We start from the raw sequence: 4,438 nt of genomic DNA on the forward strand, positions 1-4,438 counted from the left end.
GAAAATCGTTTCTTCGGCCATCTGGAACTCCTTGTTCAGCGAAAATATTGGTTTACGCAGTATCGTGACAAATTCTACTGCTATCAACCCGATTGCGCACTTTCCGTATCGAGTGATGGAGAATCACTCAACCTTACGAGTTTACCAGCGGTTATTGGCTACCGATCAGCTGCGGCGCATGACCACGCATCCAATCGGCCAACGAGTCTAACGTGGGGCGCAACGTTTTACCCAGAGGCGTTATCTGGTACTCCACCCGTGGTGGCACCTCCGGAAACACCTGCCGAGTGACAAGACCGCATTGTTCAAACTGGCGGAGCTGACGCGTCAGTTCTTTTTGCGCGATAGGGGCAACCGCGCGCTGTAATTCGCTAAAGCGTATCGGGCCGTCGATCACCATCAGGCGATACAGGATCGGGATCGCCCATTTGCCCGAAACCAAATTGACGAAGCTCACCATCGGGCACGGCTCCCCCGCAGGCGGTAACGGAAAATTTTTTTCGACCTGCCTTTTCACTGTTGACGCCATTGCATCCCACCTTGTCCTTTAGTATCCAAATGGTACCTACTATGCAAACGGTACTAACAGACCAATAATGGCGTAACTGACCAACGAGAGGAAGGGTTATGTCACGATTAGCTGGTAAATACGCGTTGATTACCGGGGGAACCAGCGGCATCGGGCTGGAGACGGCCCGGCAGTTTATTGCCGAAGGAGCGACCGTGGCGATCACCGGGCGCAGCGCAAGCGGGTTAACATCGGCTGGCGAAATGTTAGGGGATGTCGTGCTGTTGCACAATGACGCTGGGGATATCGGCCAACAGCCGATTTTGGCCGCGCAGTTGGCTAAAAGCTGGCCCCGGTTGGATATCTTGTATATCAACGCCGGTGATGTGACCCACCTGCCGTTGCAAGAATGGGATGAGCAGCGCTATGACCAACTGATGAACACCAATCTCAAAGGCCCACTGTTTTTGATCCAAGCTCTGTTGCCGTTGCTGGGTAATCCAGCTTCGGTGATCCTGTGCGGTTCCGTCAGCGTGCATATTGGTCTGGCACAAAGCAGCGTCTATGCCGCCAGTAAAGCCGGGATTTTGTCTTTGGCGCGCTCGCTTTCCGCCGAGCTGCACCCGCGCGGTATTCGCGTTAACGGCCTTAGCCCAGGCCCAACGGCGACGCCTGCGCTGGGCAAGTTGGGCTTACCGGCCCAGGCTGAGCAAGCATTACGCGAAGAGATCCACGCTCTGGTACCGATTGGCCGCATGGGGACTGTGCTGGAATTGGCCAAAGCCGCCGTATTCCTCGCGTCTGACGAGTCTAGCTACATGGTGGGCAGTGAACTGCTGATCGACGGTGGCGTGGGGAATTTAGCGCGGAGATGAAAGGCTGTTGAAGGGCGCTGCATGCTGCGCCCATTGAGATCATACGAAAGTTTGCTCGGCATGCCTACCGCCCCAGCATAGCTTCCAGCCCGGCTTTCACCTCACACCATTCATCATCGATAATGCTGAACCTGACCGAGTTACGTTTACGCCCGTCGGACATGATGCGCTCATGGCGTACAATCCCCTCCTGCTTGGCACCAATCCGCAGAATTGCAGCGCGTGACTTGTCGTTCAGTTCGTCGGTGGTGAACTGTACCCGTACCGCCTGTAAAACCTCAAAGGCATAGCCGAGCAGCAGGTATTTCGCTTCGGTATTCACACCGGTGCGCTGCACCGATTGGCTCAGCCAGGTGTGGCCGATTTCCATTTTGCGATTAACCCGGTCGATCTTCCAGAAACGGGTACTGCCGATAATGCGCCCACTAGCCCGCTGAACAATGACAAACGGCAGCATAGAGCTGGCATCACGGCCCGCCACGGCGGTGGCGATATAGCTGTCGATCGTGCTGGCACTCGGCACTGCGGTAACCTTCAGGTTCCACAGTTCGCCATCTGCAGTGGCGCTCAGCATTGCCTCACGGTGCTCCGGCTGCAAGGGTCGTAGTTCGATTTGATTGCCGATCAACGTTGGTGATGCGAGCATTGTCAGATTAGGCATGTGACCCCTTTTGAATGACACACGGCGCAATGTTCCTGCCGATTAAGGATATGTATGAGCGTAAGTCACCACTATGCCAAGTGCGTTGCTGCGTTTTTCAACATAGATTTTGTTATTAAACTCAAAGTTTCCCGCAGGGGAACATACTCTGATATTCCAGTTTAAACCCGCATCGTCAACGTTGGCACCAGCGCAACTGTTACGACTGGAGGCTGCGTAGGTATAGCTCGTCGTGTATGACGAAGCTTCACCTGGCAGACAGTAAGTGATGGCCACTAATGCCATAATGGCAACAAAGGCCATTACAAAGCTGACACCACCAAATAACTTAATATAATCAACCAACTTTTTACTCTTTATCACACCCCGCCTGATTAAGTAGCCAGACGTAACCAAAGCTACTACCAACACAGCCACTAGCATATAGCGAACCGCAGTACGATTCAGAAAGGTCACACGATAAACCTCCCTATGCCACACCACGCCTCCAAAGACGAGTACCAAGAGCAGTATCATTACGCCAAACAGGTAAGGATACGAGTATTTTTTCATTGCCGGATCCCTTTTGGTCAAGCCTATAAATATTAAACTACTGGGCCACATTTTTAATGGCGGTATCTTTTTCTGAGGGGATTATCAGCAGACCTGGCTGTTTTAACAAACCAGTTATTCTTACCAGACCAAGAAGAGCTGTGGTTAACAAGCCACCGAAGCGCGTAGTACCATAAATCAAAAATAAAAAAAAGGGAGGCCTAGGCCTCCCCATTAACTCCCCTACCTGAATCAGTGGTTACGGATGTATTCATCCATATCGGTTTTCAGGTTGTCGGATTTGGTACCAAAGATCGCCTGAACGCCTGAGCCAGCCACAACCACACCGGCAGCACCCAGTTTCTTCAGACCAGCCTGGTCAACCTTGGATACGTCGGCCACGCTAACGCGCAGACGGGTAATACAGGCATCCAGGTTGGTGATGTTCTCTTTACCGCCGAATGCCTGAACCAGCGCAGCAGACATTTCAGAACCCCCCTGAGTCACCTGCTCGGAAGAGTTATCTTCACGGCCAGGGGTTTTCAGATCCAGTTTGGCAATCAGCACGCGGAAGATGGTGTAGTACACCAAGCCGTAGATGATACCAACGATTGGGAACAGCCAGATTTTGCTGCTGTTGCCGCTCAGCACGATGAAGTCGATCAGACCGTGTGAGAAGCTGGTACCGTCACGCATACCCAACAGAATACAGATTGGGAACGCCAGGCCGGCCAGGATCGCATGGATTACGTACAGGATCGGCGCAACGAACATGAAGGCAAACTCGATCGGCTCGGTAATACCGGTCAGGAACGAGGTCAGCGCAGCGGAGATCATGATACCGCCGACTTTGGCACGGTTTTCCGGCTTGGCAGAGTGCCAGATGGCAATCGCGGCAGCAGGCAGGCCGTACATTTTAAACAGGAAACCACCAGACAGCATACCCGCAGTTGGGTCACCCGCCATATAGCGAGGGATGTCACCGTGGAACACTTGACCGGCCGCATTGGTGTATTCACCAATCTGCATTTGGAACGGTACGTTCCAGATGTGGTGCAGACCAAACGGCACCAGAGCACGCTCAACAAAACCGTAGATACCAAATGCGACCACTGGGTTCTGATAAGCCGCCCATTGTGAAAAGGTTTGGATAGCCGTACCGATTGGCGGCCAGATGAAGGAGAGGATCACACCCGTGGCGATTGCGGCCAGACCAGAGATGATCGGCACAAAACGCTTACCGGCAAAGAAGCCCAGGTATTCTGGCAGTTGAATGCGGAAGAAGCGGTTAAACATGTAGGCAGCAATGGCACCGGAGATAATCCCCCCGAGCACACCGGTATCCGCCAGGTGTTTGGCCGCAATCTCTTCGGCAGGCAAGTGCAATACCAGCGGTGCAACCACGGCCATGGTTTTCACCATGATGCCGTAAGCCACTACCGCAGCCAGTGCAGAAACGCCGTCGTTGTTAGTGAAGCCCAAGGCAACACCGATGGCGAAGATCAACGGCATATTGGCGAATACGGAACCGCCGGCTTCCGCCATCACGTGAGAGACTACCAGCGGTAGCCAGCTAAAGTTGGCGGAACCGACGCCCAGCAGGATACCTGCGATAGGCAATACGGAAACCGGCAGCATCAGCGATTTACCTACTTTTTGCAGGTTGGCAAATGCGTTCTTGAACATAGTTGAGTGTGCTCCTGAGTAATAGTGCTTTGCTACTTCTCGCGAATTTTCGCGTTGCAGAGGGGGGAGAGAAAACCCCTGCATTTTCAGGGTGTCTGAGCACCCCTTTAATTTTTACGCAGAGTAAAATAAATACCCCGAGCAATGTTTGATGGCAGTCACGTTTCGATGAATCTG

At 53.0% G+C, this 4,438-nt stretch carries 5 protein-coding genes; 1 reads left to right on the top strand and 4 read right to left on the bottom strand.

Features of this window, described 5'->3' with window-relative positions; genetic code table 11:
- Positions 1-151 precede the first annotated feature (151 nt).
- Positions 152-460 (bottom strand): winged helix-turn-helix transcriptional regulator, encoded by a 309-nt coding sequence (locus tag ACLQ7H_RS19520; protein ID WP_098932003.1) that lies wholly within the window; start codon positions 458-460, stop codon positions 152-154.
- A 167-nt stretch (positions 461-627) separates the two neighbouring features.
- Here ACLQ7H_RS19520 and ACLQ7H_RS19525 point away from each other — a divergent pair, with 167 nt between their 5' ends.
- Positions 628-1,383, top strand: a complete 756-nt coding sequence (locus tag ACLQ7H_RS19525; protein WP_411754095.1) for an SDR family oxidoreductase — start codon at positions 628-630, stop codon at positions 1,381-1,383.
- Between the two features lie 64 nt (positions 1,384-1,447).
- Here the strand turns inward: ACLQ7H_RS19525 and ACLQ7H_RS19530 are convergent, their stop codons facing one another.
- The 3 genes from ACLQ7H_RS19530 to ptsG all read right to left on the bottom strand — a co-directional run bounded on the left by ACLQ7H_RS19530 (position 1,448) and on the right by ptsG (position 4,261).
- Entirely contained in the window at positions 1,448-2,044 is a 597-nt protein-coding gene (locus ACLQ7H_RS19530) for a GNAT family N-acetyltransferase (protein ID WP_411754096.1), read from the bottom strand.
- A gap of 42 nt (positions 2,045-2,086) precedes the next feature.
- Positions 2,087-2,596, bottom strand: coding sequence for a hypothetical protein (locus tag ACLQ7H_RS19535; protein WP_411754097.1), 510 nt, complete (start codon positions 2,594-2,596; stop codon positions 2,087-2,089).
- 231 nt (positions 2,597-2,827) lie between these two features.
- Positions 2,828-4,261, bottom strand: a complete 1,434-nt coding sequence (gene ptsG, locus ACLQ7H_RS19540) for a PTS glucose transporter subunit IIBC (RefSeq protein ID WP_411754098.1) — start codon at positions 4,259-4,261, stop codon at positions 2,828-2,830.
- Positions 4,262-4,438 lie beyond the last annotated feature (177 nt).

This window comes from Serratia sp. (in: enterobacteria), assembly GCF_046715635.1.
GTDB lineage: Bacteria > Pseudomonadota > Gammaproteobacteria > Enterobacterales > Enterobacteriaceae > Chania.